Source organism: Pseudomonas arvensis (assembly GCF_056688935.1).
Genome location: NZ_CP162038.1, coordinates 474459 through 493352, shown reverse-complemented (window position 1 = coordinate 493352; position 18894 = coordinate 474459). Strand labels below are relative to the sequence as shown.

Genomic DNA, 18894 nt, shown 5'->3' with positions numbered 1-18894 from the left:
CAGTTTGCGTCCCGTCTTGTTTGCTTATGGAGTACTGCCTTTGAATGCGACGACCATCAACAGCCTGTTCTTGATCGGCGCGTTGCTGGTGAGTGCGAGCATTCTGGTGAGTTCTCTTTCGTCGCGCCTGGGGATTCCGATCCTGGTGATCATCCTGGCCGTGGGCATGGTCGCCGGCGTCGATGGCGGCGGCATCATTTTCGACAACTACCCGACCGCCTACCTGGTGGGCAACCTCGCACTGGCCGTGATCCTGCTCGACGGTGGCTTGCGCACGCGGGTGGCGAGTTTCCGCGTGGCACTCTGGCCGGCGTTGTCCCTGGCCACGGTGGGGGTGTTGATCACCACCGGCCTCACCGGCATGGCGGCAGCCTGGCTGTTTGACCTCAATATTATCCAAGGCTTGTTGATTGGCGCGATTGTCGGTTCCACCGACGCCGCGGCGGTATTCTCGCTGCTCGGCGGCAAGGGCCTGAACGAACGGGTTACCGCCACGCTGGAAATCGAATCCGGCAGCAACGACCCAATGGCGGTGTTCCTCACCGTCACCCTGATCGACATGCTCGCCAGCGGCCAGACCGGCCTGCACTGGAGCCTGCTGACGCATCTGGTGCGCGAATTCGGCATCGGCGGCATGGTTGGCCTGGGCGGCGGCTGGCTGATGCTGCAGATGGTCAACCGCATCAACCTGGCCACCGGCCTGTATCCGATCCTGGTGATCGCCGGTGGCCTGTTCGTCTTCGCCCTGACCAACGCCTTGCACGGCAGCGGTTTCCTCGCCGTTTACCTGTGCGGCCTGGTGATCGGCAACCGCCCGGTGCGCAGCCGTCATGGCATCTTGCATATGCTCGACGGCATGGCCTGGCTCGCACAGATCGGCATGTTCCTGGTGCTGGGCCTGTTGGTCACGCCCCATGATTTGCTGCCAATCGCCCTGCCGGCCCTGGGCTTGGCGCTGTGGATGATCCTGTTTGCGCGGCCGTTGTCGGTGATGGTCGGCCTGCTGCCGTTCAAGGCATTCCACGGTCGCGAAAAAGGCTTTATCGCGTGGGTCGGCCTGCGCGGCGCGGTGCCGATCATTCTCGCGGTGTTCCCGCTGATGGCCGGCCTGCCCCATGCGCAGCTGTACTTCAACCTGGCGTTCTTTATCGTGCTGGTGTCGCTGCTGGTACAAGGCACGAGCCTGCCGTGGGTGGCCAAGTTGCTGAAAGTGACCGTACCACCGGACCCGGCGCCGATCTCCCGCGCAGCCCTGGAAGTACACGTTACCAGCGAGTGGGAGCTGTTCGTGTACCGCCTGGGCGCCGAAAAATGGTGCATCGGCGCAGCCCTGCGCGAGCTGAAAATGCCCGAGGGCACGCGGATTGCGGCACTGTTTCGTGGCCAGCAACTGCTCCATCCGTCGGGTAGTACGGTGCTGGAAGTCGACGATCTGCTCTGTGTGATCGGCCATGAACACAACCTGCCAGCCCTCGGCAAACTGTTCAGCCAGGCACCGCAACGCGGCCTCGACCTGCGCTTCTTCGGCGACTTCGTGCTGGAAGGCGACGCCCAGCTGGGCGCGGTTTCGGCCCTGTACGGCCTGAAGTTGGAGGGTATCGATCCGGACATGCCACTGAGCAGCTTCATCACCCAAAAAGTCGGTGGCGCCCCCATCGTCGGCGACCAGGTGGAGTGGAACAACACCATCTGGACCGTCGCGGTCATGGACGGGAACAAGATCGGCAAAGTGGGCGTCAGATTCCCCGAAGGAAGTCGCCCGGGCCCCGGACTCTTCCTCTAAACTGCGGAGCGACAGCACGCTCCCGATTCTTCACCTTGCAAGACCGGTGTCTATGCCAACCCTGCGCACGTTTCTCGCCACTGCCCTACTGGGCCTGACCCTTTGTTTCGGCAGCGTCTACGCCGCCGACCCGCCCAGCGCCGATGCCATCCAGCAAACCCTGGACAAGCTGCCCGACCGCAAGCTGCCCGACGCCGACATGAAGGCGCTGCAAACCATCCTGCAGCAGACCCTGACGTATCTGGGCAACCAGCAGGATTACGAGCAGCGCCTGGTCGAGCTCAAGCGCCAGCTGGAAGACGCGCCGCGCCAGACCAGCGAAAACCAGCGCGAGCTGACCCGCCTCAAGGCTACCAAAATCATCCCGGTGGCCCAGCGCTATGCCACGCTGCCGGTGCCGCAGCTTGAGCAATTGCTGGTGCAGCGCACCACCCAGCAAGGCGACCTGCAAAAAGACCTGGCCGAAGCCAACAGCCTGACCATCGCCGCCCAGACCCGCCCCGAACGCGCCCAGACCGAAATCAGCAGCAGCCAGACGCGCATTCTGCAGATCAATTCGACGCTAAAGGCCGGCAAGGACAATGGCAAAGCGCTTAACAGCGACCAACGCAACCAACTGAACGCCGAGCTCGCCGCACTCAATGCCCTGATCCCCCTGCGCCGCCAGGAACTGGCCGGCAACAGCCAGTTGCAAGACCTGGGCAACAGCCAGCATGACCTGGTGGTGGAAAAAATCGCGCGCCTGGAACAAGAGATCCAGGACCTGCAAACCCTGATCAACCAGAAGCGCCTGGCCCAGTCCCAACAGACCGTGACCCAGCAGTCCATCGAAGCGCAAAAGGCCGGAGGCAGCAGCCTGTTGGCCACGGAAAGTGCGGCCAACCTGAAGCTCTCCGACTACCTGCTCAAAAGCACCGACCGCCTCAACGACCTGACCCAGAAGAACCTGCAAACCAAGCAGCAACTGGACACCGTGACCCAGAGCGACTCAGCCCTGGATGAGCAAATCAGTGTGCTCAAGGGCAGCCTGCTGCTGTCGAAGATTCTGTATAAGCAAAAACAGGCACTGCCGCGCCTGACCGTGGACCGTGACCTGGCCGACGACATTGCCAACATTCGCCTGTACCAGTTCGAGGTCAACCAGCAACGCGAACTGATCAGTTCCCCCAGTGCTTATGTCGACAACCTGCTGGCCAACCAGCCACCGGACGACGTCACCCCGCAACTGCGCCGCACCCTGCTGGAACTGGCGGTCACCCGCAGCGACCTGTTGGAGCGCCTGAGCCGCGAGCTGAGTGCACTGCTCAACGAATCCATCACCCTGCAACTCAACCAGAAACAACTGCTCAGCACCGCCACCACCCTGCGCGCCACGCTCGACGAGCAGATGTTCTGGATCCCGAGCAACAAGCCGCTAGACACCGAGTGGCTGGAGACCGTGCCGGCGCACCTGAGCAAGCAAGTCACCACCCTGCCCTGGGCCTCCAGCGTCAGTGAGCTGTATGACGGCCTGACCCAGCGCCCATTGCTGTTCCTGCCGCTGTTGCTGTTGATCGGCTTCCTGCTGTGGCGGCGCACCGCGCTGTACGCCCGCCTGAAAAGGGTCCACCTGGACATCGGCCACTTCAAACGCGACAGCCAGTGGCACACGCCGCAGGCGATCCTGGTGAATATCCTGCTGGCGATGCCGGTAGCCCTGGGCCTGGCGCTGTGCGGTTATGCGTTGCAAATCGACGCCCGTGGGCAAAACGCCAACCTGGGCGCGGCATTGCTGCAGATCGCCCAGGCGTGGCTGGTGTTCTACACCGCCTACCGCATCCTGGCGCCGGGCGGCGTGGCCGAACTGCATTTTCGCTGGGAAAAACCCCAGGTCGAATTCCTGCAAGGCTGGGTGCGTAAACTCGGCCTGGTCGTACTGGCCCTGGTGGCCGTGGTGGCGATTGCCGAACATCAACCGGCGGCACTGGCCGACGACGTGCTAGGCATCGCCGTGGTCCTGACGTGCTATGCGCTGATGGCCTGGCTACTCGGGCGCCTGCTGTTGCACAGCCCGACCCACGAAAAAGCCTCGCTGTTCCGCAAAGCCGTGGGCCTGCTGTTTACCGCACTGCCCATCGCGCTGTTTATTGCCGTGTGCTTCGGCTACTACTACACCGCCCTGAAACTCAGCGACCGGTTGATCAACACCCTGTACCTGCTGATGTTCTGGCTGGTGATCGAAAGCCACCTTCGTGCGTGGCCTGGGCGTTGCCGCCCGCCGCCTGGCCTATGCCCGAGCCCTGGCCAAACGCCAGGCCGCCAAGGAAGCCGGTGATGGCGAAGCCGTGATCGAAGAACCGACCCTGGACATCGAACAGGTCAACGAACAGTCCATGCGCCTGATCCGCCTGGCCCTGCTTGGCGGCTTTATCGCCGCGCTGTACTGGGTGTGGTCGGACCTGATCTCGGTGTTTTCCTACCTGGATAACGTAACGCTGTACGAATACACCAGCGGCACGGGTGCGAATATCAGCATGGTGCCTATCAGCATCGGCGACTTGCTCGGCGCGCTGATCATCATCGGCATCACCTTCGCCCTGGCGCGCAACCTGCCCGGTCTGCTGGAGGTGCTGGTACTGTCCAAGCTGGACCTGGCCCAGGGCAGCGCCTACGCCACCACCACCTTGCTGTCCTATGTGATTGCCGGCGTGGGCTTCGTGTCTACCCTGTCTACCCTCGGCGTGAGCTGGGACAAGTTGCAATGGCTGGTGGCCGCACTGTCGGTGGGCCTGGGCTTCGGCATGCAGGAGATCTTCGCCAACTTCATCTCCGGCATCATGATCCTGTTCGAACGCCCGGTGCGTATCGGCGACACCATCACCATCGGCAACCTGTCGGGCACGGTGAGCAAGATCCGCATCCGCGCCACCACCATCACCGACTTCGACCGCAAGGACATCATTGTCCCGAACAAGACGTTCATTACCGGGCAACTGATCAACTGGTCGCTGACCGACACCATCACCCGCGTCACCCTGAAGCTGGGCGTGGACTACGGCTCTGATCTGGACCTTGTGAGGGAATTGCTGCTCAAGGCTGCCAGGGAAAACCCACGGGTTCTGAAGGAGCCGGAACCTCACGTGTACTTCCTCAACTTCGGCGAAAGCACCCTCGACCACGAGCTGCGCATGCACGTGCGCGACCTCGGTGACCGCAACCCGGTGCTGGACGAGGTCAACCGCTATATCAACCGCGAGTTCAAGAAGCAGCACATCAACATCTCGTTCCGGCAGATGGAGGTGTACCTCAAGAACATGCACGGCCAGGAGTACAAACTGGTGCCGGTCGAGGATGATCGCAAGACCATCGCCGCGCCTGCCGCAGAGCAGGACGCCCCCGAGCCGCCGCCCGGTAAAGTCGAAGACGCGCCGGAACCGCCACCGAGCAAACTCGACTAAACGCCCTATCCCCAGCAGAATGTTCGGACATTCTGCTGGAGATGGCCGGTGAAAGCCCTCGACGAACTGACCTTCGACAACCGCTTCGCACGCCTGGGCGACGCGTTCTCAACCCACGTTTTGCCCGAGCCCCTCGACGAGCCGCGCCTTGTCGTGGCGAGCGATGCCGCCATGGCCCTGCTCGACCTCGACCCGACAGTGGCCGACACGCCGGTATTCGCCGAGCTGTTCGGCGGCCACAAGCTGTGGGCCGAAGCTGAGCCGCGTGCGATGGTCTATTCCGGGCATCAATTTGGCGGCTATACCCCGCAGTTGGGCGATGGCCGTGGGTTGTTGCTCGGCGAGGTGTACAACCAGGCCGGCGAACACTGGGACCTGCACCTCAAGGGCGCCGGAATGACGCCTTACTCGCGGATGGGCGATGGCCGTGCGGTTTTGCGCTCGTCGATTCGGGAGTTTCTTGCCTCTGAAGCACTCCACGCGCTGGGCATCCCCAGTAGCCGTGCGCTGTGCGTGATCGGCTCCAGCACGCCGGTATGGCGCGAAAAACAGGAGCGCGGGGCGATGGTGCTGCGCCTGGCGCCGAGCCATATCCGCTTCGGGCATTTCGAATATTTCTACTACACCAAGAAACCAGAGCAGCAGGCGGAACTGGCCGAGCACGTGCTTTCACTGCACTACCCCGAGTGCAAGGAACAGCCTGAACCTTACCTCGCGATGTACCGCGAAATCGTCGAACGCAATGCCGAGATGATCGCCAAATGGCAGGCCTATGGCTTCTGCCATGGCGTGATGAACACCGACAACATGTCGATCCTGGGCATCACCTTCGACTTCGGGCCGTTTGCGTTTCTGGATGATTTTGACGCGCACTTCATCTGCAACCATTCCGACCATGAAGGACGCTACTCGTTTAGCAACCAAGTTCCGATTGGCCAGTGGAACCTCAGCGCGCTGGCCCAGGCGCTGACGCCGTTTATCAGCGTTGAAGCCTTGAAGGAAGCCCTGGGCCTATACCTGCCGTTCTACCAGGCCCACTACCTCGACCTGATGCGCCGCCGCCTGGGGCTGACCACCGCCGAAGACGACGACCAGAAATTGGTGGAGCGCCTGCTCAAGCTGATGCAGAACAGCGGCGTGGACTACACCCTGTTCTTCCGCCGTTTGGGGGATGAATCCGCGGCGCTGGCCGTGGCGCGGTTGCGCGATGATTTTGTCGACATGGCCGGGTTTGACGCCTGGGCCGAGCAGTACAAGGAACGTGTCGCACGGGACGGGAACTGCAGCGAAGAGCAGCGCCGTGAGCGGATGCACGCAGTGAACCCGTTGTACATCCTGCGCAACTACCTGGCACAGAACGCTATCACCGCCGCAGAATCAGGCGATTACAGCGAAGTGCGGCGGCTGCATGAGGTGCTTTCCAAGCCGTTTGAGGAACAGGCGGGAATGGAACAATACGCGCAGCGGCCGCCGGATTGGGGCAAGCATTTGGAGATCAGTTGTTCGTCGTGAGGGGACATATTCAGAAATAAAGATCGGACGCGCCTGACATCATTAAACCTCCCTTCGGATTAGGGTTTTGTTGTTGCAACCACGCAACAAACCTTAAGCAGATATGAAATGGAGGTGCGTTATGGGCGTCGATGTTCCGAATCTGGAGTCGGTGTGCGATCACGCTACACCCGATAAATATTCCGCTGTTCGTCTACATATGGACCTGTCCTTTCCTCATCGCGAGCTGTCCCAAGTCAACCATTGGTTGGAGCTGCGCGCTTGGAAGGAACTTGAGCTCTTTTTGATCGAGCGATACCCGCAGCACAGGGAAGTGATAGCGCTATGGCTCGAAGGCAGCCAAGCCAGAGCCGAGGCTAACGAACCCATCACTGCTCTACGCGCAGTGAGCACGTAGCAGTGACAGGGAGGGATTGGAGCATCAGCCAGTGACAACGGCCCTTAAAGTAGTAATGGGCAGGACGCTGGTCAGCGCTGTTGTATTCGATGCTTTGGTCCCTCTTTCCCCGTTTATAGCCCAAGACCTGAATGTGTCGGCGGCTTACTTTCAAAGCATGCTCGCTCTTTGCCTCGCTGTTTTCGCCTTGAGTCAGTGGCTCTCAACGCCTTTAATCAACCGAGCAGGTGCCTCACTCAGTCTAGCCACCGGCTCAACACTGGTTGCGCTTCTATGCTTGGCGACGACTTTCACCGCAAGCCGCTTGATGCTTTCAATTGCCCTTATTGCAATGTTTGCGGCCAACGCACTGGCAACTACAGCCTCGCGCTTATGGCTTCACCAGCAATTAGGTCAAACGAAATTTCAAAGTACGACGGCTTACCTGTATGCCGGCATCAGCGTACTTGCTGCGTTGGGTCCGCTGGTACTGATGCTTTCAGCCTCAGCCTGGGGTTGGAGAGGGGTAATGGGCACGCTGGCGGGAGGGCTTCTAGTCGTCAGCCTCTGGCTTTTCTTCCAGCGCACAGAAGAGCCCAAGAATCCACCCGGCTCAACTGCGGCTACCGCCCTTTGGAGGCAGCCGAGGTTCGTCAGCGCATTGCTGATGGGCATATTGATTCAAAGCGCCGTTACCCCGTTAAACCTCAGCAAGGCATTCATCCTTGACGGCGTATTCCAGTTACCCACATCGACCATCGGGACGATCCTTTCAGCCTGGGCAGCGCTGGTTGCTTCGGCATTTTTTGCCGCAGGCAAAGCGGTCGCGTATTTTACCGAGGCGCAGCGTCTCAAAGTGGGCTTGCTCGCTCAGGGCCTAGGTGCTGTAGGAATGGTTGCGGCATGGTTTCAATACGATTTGAGCCTGTACCTGTTCGCCGCTGCGTCGACCAGTTTCGCCTTTTGCATTCTGCTGCCCTTAACCATTGCCCGTGCATTAGACGTTGCGCCTTCGCAGCAAGCTGGAGCCTCGGCTGTGTTTGGAGGCATCACAGTCGCCACCGCTGGATTAACCACAGGGTTGGGCGCTCAGATGCATGCGTCACTATTCTTTATATTGATGCTTGTCCTGGGCGTATGCGCACTGGGGCTCCTACTGCTCAATTTTATTCACCCCGGTGTATCGAGTTGTCCTTCGCAAGGAGCCGCACCATAAAGTTTTCCGACATCCCGACAGAATTAGTAAGCGGCACCCGCTTCGTGCTAAAGCGTCATAGTCGTGCTCAGTTTGCGGCCTGCTTAGCAACGGAGAAACAAAGGGCCAGTATTCAATAGCCCGTTTTGGATCGTCGCTCATGCTTCACCCTTTTCATCTGATCTTGATAAATCTTGTTGTCGACTCCAGATTGAACCCATTGGCCACCTCCAGGAGCCCCGGATGTCCGAACCTCTTGTAATCCCCTGCCCCCATTGCAACGGCCTCAACCGCATCCCCGGCGAACGCCTGGGTGATGCGCCAAAATGCGGGCGTTGCAAGCAGCCTGTGTTGTTGAACAAACCTTTTGAATTGAAACAAGGCGACTACGCCAGCCAGATCAAAGGCGACCTGCCGCTTCTGGTCGATGTGTGGGCCGACTGGTGCGGGCCGTGCAAGTCGTTCGCGCCGGTGTTTGAACAGGCGGCCGGGCAGTTGGAGGCCAAGTGTCGGCTGGCCAAGCTCGACAGCGAGGCCAATCAGCAGTTGTCGGCGCAGTTGGGGATTCGCTCGATTCCCAGTTTGATTCTGTTCAAGAACGGCCGCGAAGTGGCGCGCCAGAGCGGCGCGTTTCCGTTGCCGCAGTTGATGAGCTGGTTGCGCAGCCAAGGGGTGTAAACCAGCCCCTCAATCAACGGGATCAAATGTGGGAGGGGGCTTGCCCCCGATGGCGGTGGATCAGTACCAGGTGGGCTGGCTGACACACTGCTATCGGGGGCAAGCCCTAATGCCGGTCAGTTAAGAGATAAAAGGGCAAAAAGTAACCTGTGGCGAGGGAGCTTGCTCCCGTTGGACTGCTCAGCAGTCCCATTTTTGGGGCCGCTTCGCGGCCCAGCGGGAGCAAGCTCCCTCGCCACAGGTACGGTGTTCGTCCTTAACTGACTGGCATTAGGGCAAGCCCCCTCCCACACTTTTTTGACCGCGCCTACCTTGAGGCCAGCGGCACTTCGCGGTCCATCATCTGGCCCACCAGTAGCACGCCCAGCTCACTCAATTGATGAATAGCCAAGGCTACGTCGCGGTGTTCGCCAGTGAGGTCGTTGGATAGGTTGAGCAATAGCGTGCGCACAGAGGACAAGGTTTCGTAGCTGTTGAGCACGAGGGTTTCGGTGGGGAGGTCGGGTGCAACGGCGTAAAGGTTAACCATGGAACGTCTCCGAGTAAGCGCCGCAACCAGCCGCTACTAAACGGAGGGTGGCAGCTGTACGCAGGTTAGTAGACCGGGGAGACTCACCGGCGCGCTCGAAAGCGCCCTCCGTACAGCCACCATCAAATACAGGACAGTCCTGATCAATGATTTGCTGTACGTCTCACCACAGGCTACTAAACCCGATCACTGAACATTCAGTGACCGGCAAACCTTAGAGACGACCATCCAGACGCACAAGCCGGGCGATTCTGGCTTAGCTGTAGGCAATGAGACAAGGCACACGCCCTATTGCAAGACCGTTCCTACAGCCCCAGTGGGGCAAATCCAAATCCACCAGCAGAAATACAATACAAATGTGGGAGGGGGCTTGCCCCCGATGGCAGTGGATCAGTACCAGGTGGGCTGGCTGACACACTGCTATCGGGGGCAAGCCCCCTTCCACACTCGATCTAGGCGCTTTCCAGCAGGTTATGCAACTCCACAAACTGCTGCGTCAGTTTATGCCGAGGGTCCAGGTGGATCAGCGGCTTGCTCTCCTGGTGCGACTCGCGCATACGCACCGAACTGGCCAGGTACACCGGCAGCACCGGCAAGCCTTCGGCGATCAACTCCTCCAGCATCTGCTGCGGCAGGCTCGCTCGGGCTTGGAACTGGTTGACCACGATGCCTTCCACTTCAAGGCCTTCGTTGTGGTCTTCCTTCAATTCTTCGATTTCAGCCAGCAGGCCATACAAGGCCTGACGCGAGAAGCTGTCGCAATCGAAGGGGATCAGCACACGATCAGCGGCAATCAATGCTGAAACCGCATAAAAATTCAGTGCCGGCGGCGTATCGAGATAGATCCGGTCGTAATCTTCGGCCAGTTCATCCAGCAACTTTCGCAGTTTGTTGATCTTGTGCTTGGCTTCAAGCTTAGGCTGCAGGTCCGCCAGCTCTGCGGTGGCGGTGATCACGTGCAGGTTGTCGAACGGCGTTTCGTAGATATCGACCTTGTTCTTCTTCGAAAACGGTCCGGAAGACAGGGTTTGCTTGAAAAAGTCCGCGATCCCCATGGGGATGTCGTTGCCGGTCAGCCCGGTGAGGTACTGGGTAGAGTTGGCTTGTGCATCGAGGTCCACCAACAGGGTTCGATAGCCTTCGCTGGCGCTGACCGCCGCCAGGTTGCAGGCGATGCTGGACTTGCCAACGCCGCCTTTCTGATTGAACACCACACGCCGCATGGAAAAACCTCCGTGTATCAATGAATGTCCGAGTGTAGAGGGCAAAAGCGCCTGTTAGCTACCTCGTTCAACAATGCATTGCTGCATCAAAGGCAAGTCACGTACGAGTGATTAGGAACGGGCCGACAAGCCAACCCAGCCGTCCATAACGGACAATCTGTAAATCTTTACCAACAATTTGTATTCCGCCGTGAACAAACCTTTACCAAAGTTTGCTAGAACCCCACGGCACCGGGATAATGCGCGCCATTCGGCAAATGCTCCCTGTCCCGGTATTCGGGGCCAAAAGCCGCACATGGAAGCCCGCAGGGGCGGGATAACTTCTCAGTGATCAACTTCAATATCGCCCAATGGCGCGCCTGGGCCCCAGGGCTGGAGAGTGCGCACGACTGGCACGCCTGGTGCCAGGCCCCTGCGCTGCTGCCCGCCAGCGATGCCTCGCCCGACGTGTCGTTCCTGCCTGCTATGCAGCGCCGCCGCCTGAGCCGGCTGGCACGCATGGCGTTCAGCGTGGGCTGGCCGCTGGCCGAAGGCCTGCAAGACCTGCCGCTGGTGTTTATTTCCCGGCATGGCGAAACCCCGCGCACCCTCGACATCCTCAGCGACCTGGCCAACGACCAGCCGCTGTCCCCGACCCAATTCAGCCTGTCGGTGCATAACGCTGTGATTGGCCTGTGGTCGATCCTGCGTAATGAAACCAGTGAAATGACTGCCCTCGCCGCCGCCGGCGACGGCCTGGAGCACGGCATGCTCGAAGCCGCCGCGCTGCTCAACGAAGGCGCCCCGGCGGTATTGCTGGTGATCACCGAAGAACAGCCGCCCGAGGCCTACGCCAGTTGGATCGTTGACGTGCCCTTCCCCTACGCCCTCGGCCTGCTGCTGACCCCAGGCGACGAGTGGCAACTGGAACTCACGCCCGGCACTGTCCAAGCCACTCAAACCCAGTGGCCCCACGCCCTGAACCTGCTGCGCACCCTGCTCACCGAACAGGGTGCCTGCCAACATGCCTGGAAGAACCGTGTATGGAACTGGCAACGCAAGCCCTGACCGACAAGCCACGGGACGCCTACTACTGGCGCCTGTTCGCCACCGCCGCCAGCTTCACGCTGTTCGGCTTCGGTGGGCTGTGCCTGCGTTTGCTGGTATTTCCATTACTCAGTTGCCTGCCGGGCAGCGCGGAAAAACATCAGCGGCGTGTCCGCCACACCATCAGCAAACTGTTCTGGTTCTTTATCCGCATGATGTTTCGTGCCGGTGTGCTGACCTACAGCGTTGAAGGCGCGCAAAAGCTTGGTCGCCCCGGCCAGATGATCATCGCCAACCACCCATCGCTGATCGACGTCGTGTTCCTGATCGGCCTGATGCGCCAGACCAACTGCGTGGTCAAGCAGAGCCTGTTTCAAAACCCATTCATGCGGGGCCCGGTGCGCGACGCAGGCTACATCAGTAATGACGGCAGCGCGGACATGCTCGATGCCGCTGCGGACGCCCTGCGCGCGGGCCAGACCTTGATCATTTTCCCCGAAGGCACCCGCACCACGCCCGGCGCAGCGCCCGCCTTTCATCGCGGCGGCGCCGCCATTGCGCTGCGGGGTGCGACAATCATCACCCCCGTGGTGATCAAGGTCAGCCCCACCACCTTGACCAAGGCCGAACCCTGGTATCGCATCCCCAAACGCCGTTTTCACTTCAGTTTGCGCGTGGGGGCCGATATAGAACCACAGGCGTTCGCAACACTGGGGCCCGCGCCTCAGGCTTCACGCAAGCTCAACGATTACCTGCACCACTATTTCATTAAGGAGCTCGCCGAAGATGAGCGACCAACACAGCCTTGAGCACGACATAAAGATGCTGATCATCGAGGCCCTGGGCCTGGAGGACATCAGCCCCGACGACATCGGCAGCGAGCAGACCTTGTTCGGCGAAGGCCTGGGCCTGGATTCGGTAGACGCCCTGGAATTGGGCCTGGCGATTCAGAAAAAGTACGGTATCAAGATCGATGCCGACGCCAAGGACACCCGTAATCACTTCACCAACGTGGCGAGCCTTGCGGCGTTCGTCACGGCCAGACAGGCAGCTTGAGACCGGACCATGCAAACTCGTGACGATATTTTCAACACCCTGCGCGATGCCTTGGTGGAACTGTTTGAACTCCCCCCGGAGCGCGTCACCCTGGACGCCAATCTGTATCAAGACCTGGAAATCGACAGCATCGATGCCGTGGACCTGATCGACCACATCAAGCGCCAGACCGGCAAGAAGATTGCCGCCGAAGAGTTCAAGGCCGTGCGCACCGTGAACGACGTGGTAGAGGCGGTGTACCGTCTGGTCCAACCCGCCGCATGAGCCGGCTGATCGGCCTTGGCCTGTTGTTGGCGGGGCTGCTGTACCCCTTCGCGGTGTATTACGGCACTGAGCACTTTGCACCGTGGCAATTCGGGCTGCTGCTGGGCAGCCTCTGGCTGTTGCGCGCGTTTACCGGCGCACCACGCCCCGGCAGCCGCTGGATGGCGTTGGCGGTGATCGTGTTTTGCCTGTTGCTGGCCTGGTTCGACAACCCGCACTTGCTGCGCTGGTACCCGAGCCTGGTCAGTGCGTTCATGTTGGCGCTGTTTGGGCTGAGCCTGAAATACGGCCCACCGATGGTCGAACGCCTGGCCCGCATGACCGACCCGCAACTGCCGCCCCATGCGATTGTGTATACACGCCAGGTCACCGTGGTGTGGAGCGTGTTTTTTCTGTGTAATGGCCTGCTCGCCGCCGCCCTCACCCTGTGGGCGCCGTTGAGCTGGTGGACGTTGTACAACGGCCTGATCGCCTACGGGCTGATGGGTTTGTTGTTTGCCGTGGAATGGCTGGTACGACAAAGGGTTCGAGGCCGCATATGAATGGGTTGAAACTTGAGCACTTGCTGCTTGAGCCGCTGCAACAGCGTTGGGTCACGACCGAACCTGCCATGAATCACGCCCAGCTGTGGGAGCAATCCCTCAGTCTGGCCGCGGGCCTGCAAGCGCGGGGCATTCGGCGCCTGGCGGTGCACCTGGAAGATGCCGGTGTGCTGGCGATCGCCCTGCTGGGCGCTTGGCGCGCCGGGGTCAGCGTGCTGCTGCCTGCCGATCTGCAGCCCCAGACCCGCCAACGCTGGGCCGATGCCGTCGATGCCTGGCTGGTCGACGCTGCCGATCTCGACGCGCTGTACCAGGCGCCGTTGCCTGGCGCCGCGCTCGACCTGGACAGCTGCCAGCTGAGCCTGTGCACCTCCGGCTCAAGCGGCGAACCCAAGCGTATCGACAAGACCCTGCGCCAACTGGCCAACGAGGTTCAAGCGCTGGAAACCTTGTGGGGTGCGGACCTTAAAGACGCCTGCATCATTGGCAGCGTCGCCACCCAGCACATCTATGGGTTGCTGTTCCGCGTGCTGTGGCCGCTGTGCGCCGGTCGCACCTTTATGCGCAAGCAATTGGCCTTCCCCGAAGACTTGCAGCGTGCCAGCCGCGAGCACACGCAGTTCGCCTGGGTGGCCAGCCCGGCACTGCTCAAGCGCATGGGCGACAACCTCGACTGGCCGGCGCTGAGCCAGGTGTCGCGGGTGTTTTCCTCCGGCGGCGCCTTACCCGTCGAAGCCGCCGCCAGTCTTTACGAGCGTTTGCAGCAATGGCCGACGGAAATCCTCGGCAGCTCGGAAACCGGCGGCATCGCCTGGCGCCAAGGTGCGCAACCCTGGCAGCCGTTTGCCGGTGTGGCACTGAGCCAGGACGCCGACGGCGCGCTGCGCATCGCCTCGCCTTACCTGCCCGCAGGGCATATCGAACAAACCGCTGACGCTGCGCGCATCCACGCCGATGGCCGCTTCGAGCTGCTCGGCCGCCTGGACCGCATCGTCAAACTGGAAGAAAAACGCATCTCCCTGCCCATGCTGGAGCAGGCGCTGATGACTCACCCCTGGGTCGCGGAAACGCGCCTGGGCGTGGTGCAAGAGAGCCGCGCCTCACTCGGCGCCCTGGTAGTGCTGAGCGCCGAGGGTTTGCACGCCCTGCGCAACCAAGGCCGCCGCAGCCTCACTCAAACCCTGCGCCAACATCTGAGCCAGCATTGCGAAGCCCTGGCCCTGCCCCGTCGCTGGCGTCTGCTGCGCCAGTTACCGCTGAACGCCCAAGGCAAGTTGCCCCAGGCCGATGTGACCGCGTTGCTGCTGGCGCCACGGCCAAAGGCGCCGCAGGTGCTGGAGCAGAGCGAAGCCAATGGCGAATGGACTGTGCAACTGAGCGTGCCGCCGGACCTGGCCTACTTCAGCGGGCACTTCCCGGTCACGCCGGTGCTGCCGGGCGTGGTGCAGGTGGAATGGGCGTTCAACCTGGGCCAGCAATTGCTCGACCTGCCCGCGACCTTCGCCGGCATGGAAGTGCTCAAGTTCCAGCAACTGGTGCGACCGGGCGACCGTATCGAACTGCACCTGCGCTTCGACCGGGAGCGCGGCAAGCTGTACTTCGCCTACCGCAACGGCGTCGCGGCGTGTTCCAGTGGCCGGATCCAACTGGTGGCCGAGCATGCATAAGCCCTGTGCCCTGATCCCGGTCTATAACCATGAAGCCGCAGTGCCAGCCGTGGTGAGCAGCCTGTTGAACAGCGGCCTGCCGTGCCTGCTGGTAGACGACGGCAGCAGCCCGGCGTGCGCCGCCGTGTTGGCGCAGTTGGCGACCCTGGATAACGTCACCCTGCTGACCCTGCCGAGCAACCAAGGCAAGGGCGGCGCAGTGATGGCCGGCTTCCGCGAAGCCGCACGCCTGGGCTACTCCCACGCCCTGCAAGTGGACGCCGACGGCCAGCATGATTTGCGCGAAGTCGAGACGTTTGTGGACACCTCCCGCAGGCACCCCGACGCGATTATCTGCGGCTACCCCGAATACGACGAGAGCGTGCCCAAAGGCCGCCTGTACGCACGCTACCTGACCCACGTGTGGGTGTGGATCAACACACTGTCGCTGCAGATCCGCGACTCGATGTGCGGCTTTCGCGTGTACCCGCTGACACCGGTGCTGGCGCTGATGGACTCGGCCTATATCGGCACGCGCATGGACTTCGATTCCGACATCCTGGTACGCCTGGCCTGGCGCAACCAGCCGATGCGCTGGCTGGCGACCCAAGTGCATTACCCCACTGACGGCCTGTCGCACTTTCGTCTGTTTCACGACAACGTACGTATCAGCGCCATGCACACGCGGCTGTTCTTCGGCATGTTGGTGCGTGCGCCGATGATCCTGTGGCGGCGGTGGCAGGCATGAGTGACAACACCCGCCACTGGGCCGACCGCGAAGAGCGCGGCAGCTACTGGCTGATGAAATTCACCGCCTTCGCGGCCAAAATCCTTGGCCGCCGCCTGCTGAGCCCGGTGCTGTATGGCATCGTGCTGTACTTCTTCCTGTTTGGCCGCAGCGCGCGCCAGAGCGCCTGGCAATACCAACAGCGCCTGGCCGAGTGGAGCGGGCGCGATGAGTTGCGCCCCAGCCACCGCAAAGTATTTGGCCAGTTCATGGCCTTCGCCGATTCCCTGCTCGACAAACTCGACGTGTGGAACCGCAAGCTGCGCCTGGAACAGATCGAAATCAACGACCCCGCGCAATTGCGTGGGCAACTGCGTGGCGAGCGCGGGCAGATGCTGGTGGGCGCACACCTGGGCAACCTCGAAGTGTGCCGTGCCCTGGCCGAGATCGGTGAGCAAGTCACCATGAACGTGCTGGTGCATACCAAGCACGCCGAACAATTCAACCGCCTGCTGGGCGAAGCCGGTGCTACCCATTTGCGCCTGATCCAGGTCAGCGAGCTGGACCCGGCGACCATGTTGCTGCTCAGCCAGCGCCTGGACGAAGGTGAGTGGCTGGCGATTGCCGGCGACCGCGTGCCCCTGCACGGCGGGCGCACGGTGCGCGTGGACTTTCTCGGCCATGACGCCGCGTTCCCTCAAGGTCCGTGGCTGCTGGCCGGCCTGCTCAAATGCCCGGTCAACCTGCTGATGTGCCTCAAGCACAATGGCCGTTACCGCCTGACGATCGAACCGTTCACACCCTTGATCGAATGGAAACGCAGCACCCGCGAGCAGGTCATCGCTCAGTGGACCGCACGCTACGCCGCACGCCTGGGCCAGTTCTGCCTGCAAGCGCCCCAACAATGGTTCAACTTTTACCCTTTCTGGAAGACCGATGACGACGCATCTTGAGCCGGTAACCTTTGGCGAACGCCCCCTGCGCATCGAAGACGTGCTGGCCCTGGCCAACCGTCAGGCGCCCACCCAGTTGCAGGGCGACGCCGCGTATCGCCAGCGCATCGCCAAGGGCGCGCAGTTTCTCGACTCGCTGCTGGACAAGGAAGGCGTGATCTATGGCGTAACCACCGGCTACGGCGACTCGTGCGTGGTAGCGGTGCCGTTGCAGCACGTCGAGGCCCTGCCCCGTCACCTGTACACCTTCCACGGTTGCGGCCTGGGCAAACTGCTCGATGCACAGGCCACCCGCGCGGTGCTGGCCGCACGTTTGCAGTCGCTGTGCCACGGCGTTTCCGGCGTGCGTGTCGAGCTGCTGGAGCGCCTGCATGCGTTCCTGGAACACGACGTGCTGCCGCTGATCCCGGAAGAGGGCTCGGTGGGGGCCAGCGGTGATCTGACGCCGCTGTCCTACGTGGCCGCGACCCTGTCGGGCGAACGTGAGGTGATGTTCCGTGGCGAACGTCGCCAGGCTGCCGATGTGCACCGCGAGCTGGGTTGGGACCCGCTGGTGTTGCGTCCCAAGGAAGCCCTGGCGCTGATGAACGGCACCGCCGTCATGACCGGCCTCGCCTGCCTGGCCTTCGCCCGCGCCGACTACCTGCTGCAACTGGCCACGCGCATCACCGCGCTGAACGTGGTGGCGCTGCAAGGCAACCCGGAACACTTCGACGAGCGCCTGTTCGCCGCCAAGCCGCACCCTGGGCAGATGCAAGTCGCGGCCTGGCTGCGCAAGGATCTGGCGATTGATGCGCCGACCGCGCCGCTGCACCGCCTGCAGGATCGTTATTCGCTGCGCTGCGCGCCCCATGTGCTCGGCGTGTTGGCCGACAGCCTGAACTGGCTGCGTTCGTTTATCGAGATCGAGCTGAACAGCGCCAACGACAACCCGATCATCGACGCCGAAGAAGAGCGCGTGCTGCACGGTGGGCACTTCTACGGCGGGCATATCGCCTTTGCCATGGACAGCCTCAAGACTCTGGTGGCCAACGTCGCCGACCTGCTCGACCGCCAACTCGCGCTGCTGGTGGACGTGCGTTACAACCACGGCCTGCCGAGCAACCTGTCGGGCGCGCCCGCCGACCGCGCCATGATCAACCACGGCTTCAAGGCCGTGCAGATCGGCACCAGCGCCTGGACCGCCGAAGCGCTGAAAAACACCATGCCGGCCAGCGTGTTCTCGCGCTCTACCGAGTGCCATAACCAGGACAAGGTCAGCATGGGCACCATCGCCGCCCGCGATGCAATCCGCGTGCTGGAGCTGACCGAACAGGTTGCCGCCGCCACCTTGCTCGCCGCCAACCAAGGTGTGTGGCTGCGCGCACAGGCCGAGGATGCGCGGCCGCTGCCACCGGCGCTGGCCGCCATGCACGAGGAACTGGCCAAGGACTTCCCGCCAGTGATCGAAGACCGCGCCCTGGAAGGCGAACTGCGCCTGTGTCTGCAACGCATCGCCGAACAACACTGGAGGCTGCATGCGTAGCCCCGGCGTATTGCACAGCGACACACAAATTCTGGTGCCGTTTTTTGATGTCGACACCATGAACGTGGTGTGGCACGGGCACTACGTGAAATACCTCGAAGTGGCGCGCTGCGCGCTGCTGGACAAGATCGGCCACAACTACACGGCGATGCTCGAAGCCGGCTACGCCTGGCCGGTGATCGACATGCAGCTGCGCTACGTGCGCGGCGCGGTGTTTGGCCAGACCATCAACGTGCGCGCCAGCCTGGTGGAATGGGAGAACCGTTTGAAGGTCAATTACCTGATTACGGACCTGGCCAGCGGCGAGCGCCTGACCCGCGCCACCACCGTGCAAGTGGCGGTGGAGATGGCCAGCCGCGAGATGCAGTTGGCCTCGCCCAAAATATTCACTGACGCCGTAGAGAGAGCCTTGAAATGAGATC

17 protein-coding genes and 1 pseudogene are annotated in these 18894 nt (G+C 61.7%); 16 read left to right on the top strand and 2 right to left on the bottom strand.

Annotated features, from left to right (window positions below; translation table 11 throughout):
* Positions 1-40 precede the first annotated feature (40 nt).
* From AB3G88_RS02210 to trxC, 6 genes and pseudogenes are all read left to right on the top strand, one after another.
* On the top strand, positions 41-1783 hold the full coding sequence (locus tag AB3G88_RS02210) for a potassium/proton antiporter (protein ID WP_099583744.1): 1743 nt from the start codon (positions 41-43) through the stop codon (positions 1781-1783).
* A gap of 52 nt (positions 1784-1835) precedes the next feature.
* Positions 1836-5220, top strand: a pseudogene (mscK, locus tag AB3G88_RS02205) (mechanosensitive channel MscK).
* A 48-nt stretch (positions 5221-5268) separates the two neighbouring features.
* A complete protein-coding gene (gene selO / locus AB3G88_RS02200; RefSeq protein ID WP_480453025.1) occupies positions 5269-6732 on the top strand; it encodes a protein adenylyltransferase SelO in 1464 nt (487 codons plus the stop codon).
* 121 nt (positions 6733-6853) lie between these two features.
* Entirely contained in the window at positions 6854-7129 is a 276-nt protein-coding gene (locus AB3G88_RS02195) for a hypothetical protein (RefSeq protein WP_480453023.1), read from the top strand.
* 31 nt (positions 7130-7160) lie between these two features.
* Positions 7161-8324, top strand: a complete 1164-nt coding sequence (locus AB3G88_RS02190) for an MFS transporter (RefSeq protein ID WP_342214423.1) — start codon at positions 7161-7163, stop codon at positions 8322-8324.
* 222 nt (positions 8325-8546) lie between these two features.
* Positions 8547-8981, top strand: a complete 435-nt coding sequence (gene trxC / locus AB3G88_RS02185; RefSeq protein WP_191946955.1) for a thioredoxin TrxC — start codon at positions 8547-8549, stop codon at positions 8979-8981.
* Positions 8982-9288: 307 nt separating this feature from the next.
* Here trxC and AB3G88_RS02180 read toward each other — a convergent pair whose 3' ends face one another.
* Positions 9289-9510, bottom strand: coding sequence for a DUF6124 family protein (locus AB3G88_RS02180; RefSeq protein ID WP_112193076.1), 222 nt, complete (start codon positions 9508-9510; stop codon positions 9289-9291).
* A gap of 452 nt (positions 9511-9962) precedes the next feature.
* Positions 9963-10733 carry a ParA family protein gene (locus AB3G88_RS02175; protein ID WP_099583750.1) on the bottom strand — a complete coding sequence of 257 codons (771 nt, stop codon included), beginning with the start codon at positions 10731-10733 and terminating at the stop codon, positions 9963-9965.
* 327 nt (positions 10734-11060) lie between these two features.
* Here AB3G88_RS02175 and AB3G88_RS02170 point away from each other — a divergent pair, with 327 nt between their 5' ends.
* From AB3G88_RS02170 to AB3G88_RS02125, 10 genes are read left to right on the top strand one after another with little or no spacing between them, the layout of a single operon-like run.
* Positions 11061-11780 (top strand): beta-ketoacyl synthase chain length factor, encoded by a 720-nt coding sequence (locus tag AB3G88_RS02170; protein WP_112193075.1) that lies wholly within the window; start codon positions 11061-11063, stop codon positions 11778-11780.
* Complete coding sequence (locus AB3G88_RS02165) at positions 11756-12568, top strand: lysophospholipid acyltransferase family protein (protein ID WP_480453019.1); 813 nt, start codon at positions 11756-11758, stop codon at positions 12566-12568. Before AB3G88_RS02170 ends, AB3G88_RS02165 begins: the two co-directional genes overlap by 25 nt.
* Entirely contained in the window at positions 12546-12815 is a 270-nt protein-coding gene (locus tag AB3G88_RS02160) for a phosphopantetheine-binding protein (protein ID WP_480453017.1), read from the top strand. Before AB3G88_RS02165 ends, AB3G88_RS02160 begins: the two co-directional genes overlap by 23 nt.
* A 9-nt stretch (positions 12816-12824) precedes the next feature.
* Positions 12825-13079 carry an acyl carrier protein gene (locus AB3G88_RS02155; protein WP_003187949.1) on the top strand — a complete coding sequence of 85 codons (255 nt, stop codon included), beginning with the start codon at positions 12825-12827 and terminating at the stop codon, positions 13077-13079.
* On the top strand, positions 13076-13621 hold the full coding sequence (locus AB3G88_RS02150; RefSeq protein WP_099583753.1) for a COG4648 family protein: 546 nt from the start codon (positions 13076-13078) through the stop codon (positions 13619-13621). Before AB3G88_RS02155 ends, AB3G88_RS02150 begins: the two co-directional genes overlap by 4 nt.
* Positions 13618-15288 carry an acyl-CoA synthetase family protein gene (locus tag AB3G88_RS02145; RefSeq protein ID WP_158879070.1) on the top strand — a complete coding sequence of 557 codons (1671 nt, stop codon included), beginning with the start codon at positions 13618-13620 and terminating at the stop codon, positions 15286-15288. The genes AB3G88_RS02150 and AB3G88_RS02145 overlap by 4 nt, the downstream gene beginning before the upstream one ends.
* Positions 15281-16015 (top strand): glycosyltransferase family 2 protein, encoded by a 735-nt coding sequence (locus AB3G88_RS02140; RefSeq protein WP_480453014.1) that lies wholly within the window; start codon positions 15281-15283, stop codon positions 16013-16015. Before AB3G88_RS02145 ends, AB3G88_RS02140 begins: the two co-directional genes overlap by 8 nt.
* Positions 16012-16947 (top strand): lysophospholipid acyltransferase family protein, encoded by a 936-nt coding sequence (locus tag AB3G88_RS02135; RefSeq protein WP_112196898.1) that lies wholly within the window; start codon positions 16012-16014, stop codon positions 16945-16947. The genes AB3G88_RS02140 and AB3G88_RS02135 overlap by 4 nt, the downstream gene beginning before the upstream one ends.
* On the top strand, positions 16931-18472 hold the full coding sequence (locus AB3G88_RS02130; protein WP_112193071.1) for an HAL/PAL/TAL family ammonia-lyase: 1542 nt from the start codon (positions 16931-16933) through the stop codon (positions 18470-18472). The genes AB3G88_RS02135 and AB3G88_RS02130 overlap by 17 nt, the downstream gene beginning before the upstream one ends.
* Positions 18465-18890 (top strand): acyl-CoA thioesterase, encoded by a 426-nt coding sequence (locus AB3G88_RS02125; protein ID WP_158879069.1) that lies wholly within the window; start codon positions 18465-18467, stop codon positions 18888-18890. The genes AB3G88_RS02130 and AB3G88_RS02125 overlap by 8 nt, the downstream gene beginning before the upstream one ends.
* The last annotated feature ends 4 nt before the right edge of the window (positions 18891-18894 follow it).